Origin of the sequence: Kitasatospora sp. NPDC093558, assembly GCF_040683475.1 — a bacterium.
Taxonomy (GTDB): Bacteria; Actinomycetota; Actinomycetes; order Streptomycetales; family Streptomycetaceae; genus Kitasatospora.
The window spans coordinates 1-1,417 of sequence record NZ_JBFBDY010001162.1; the positions used below are offsets into that span (position 1 = coordinate 1).

2 protein-coding genes are annotated in these 1,417 nt (G+C 73.5%); both read right to left on the reverse strand.

The window, feature by feature from the left end:
- The coding region (locus tag AB0O00_RS39405) for a hypothetical protein (protein WP_363659482.1) at positions 1 to 255 on the reverse strand (255 nt) is incomplete at its 3' end.
- Positions 256 to 328: 73 nt separating this feature from the next.
- A partial coding sequence (locus AB0O00_RS39410; protein ID WP_363659483.1) for a hypothetical protein occupies positions 329 to 1,417 on the reverse strand: 1,089 nt, incomplete at its 5' end.

A 1,417-nucleotide genomic window follows, 5' to 3' on the forward strand; every position in this document is an offset into this window, starting at 1 on the left:
GGGCTCCCCGCCCGGCCTGCTCAGCCGCCGCGCCTCCGGGTCGCGGACGTAGAGCGGCCGGCCGAGCGAGGAGTAGACGATGCGCTCGTAGCCCTCGGCGTGGAGCAGTTCCCAGAGGGTCTCCTCCAGGGTGCGCACCCGGTAGTCCGGGTCGACGAAGACGTCGTCCACGCCGGGGCCGTACAGGACGGTGAAGGGTTCGTCGGTGCTCAGGCGCAGGTCACGGAAGCGTTCGCCGCGCGCTGATGTGCTCATACGCCCACCTCGCTGCGCTCGGCAGGCGCTTCGCACAATGCGCACCTGTTGATGATGAGCTCGCTGCGCTCGCTCATACGCCCTCGCCGCGGGGCGAGGGCCGCAGGTCGTAGCGGGGGTCGTCGGTCCTGAGGTCGGGGGTGCCGGGTTCGAGCCGGGGCATCGGGACGGGCGCGTGCGTCCGGTGGCCGTTCGCGTCCAGCAGCCGGCGCACCGCCTCGGCGCGGGCCCGCTGGTCCGCCTCCGCCTCGGTGTCGCGGTCGGAGGAGATCACCCGGATCACGTTGCGGCCCGAGGCCGGGTCGGCGGTGTCGATGTCGATGACGATCTCGCTGCCGGTCTCGTGCCGCAGCCGGGTGATGTGGGCGCCGCGCTGGTCCGCGCCGACGAAGTCGTCCTCGACGTAGGCGTAGAACGCGGTCTCGGCGAGCGCCTGGACCACCTCGTCGGCGAGGTTGACGCGGATCTGCGAGGCCAGCTGGCACAGCCGCGCCTGCCGCACGGTGTCGGCCAGCTGCGCCTCCAGCGCCGGCGCCTCCTCCCGGCAGACGCGCTCCAGCTCCTCCGCGGTCGTGGCCTCGTCCCGCGAGCGCTCCAGCAACTCGGCCAGGTGCGAGCCCAGTTCGCTCAGGGCGCCGGAGGACCAGAAGTCGACGTCCAGCGAGTAGCCCGGGATCTCCCGCTGGTCGGGACCGACGACCGGCAGCTGCGCGCTGCGCCGCACCTGCTGCTCGACCAGGAGCACCGCCTGGACGGCCGCGGACTGCCAGGAACGGCGCAGGAGTTCGGCCTGCTCGATGCGGACGCGAAGCTCGCTGAGGGTGTAGTAGCCCTCCTGGGTCACCGCGAGCGCGGCGTCGTAGCGGCCGAGGTCGTGGTTGCCGCGCGCCTGGCCGAGGCGCACCTGGACGGCCGTCAACTCGCCCGGGGCGTAGCGTTCGTGGGGGAGGGTGTCGGCGATGAGGTCGGCCATGGCGCCGGCGTCGGCGAGCCAGGTCGCGGAGAGCTGTTCGGCCCTGGTCCGGTCGTGCCGCAGTTCCTTGACGTCGGACGCGAGCCGGGCGATCTCCTCGCGGCGTTCGCGGCGCTCGGCGGCGAGGCCGGTCTCGAACGCGCGCCGCTGCTCGTCGAGTTGCGCGCGCGTCTCGGCGCGCAGCTCGCC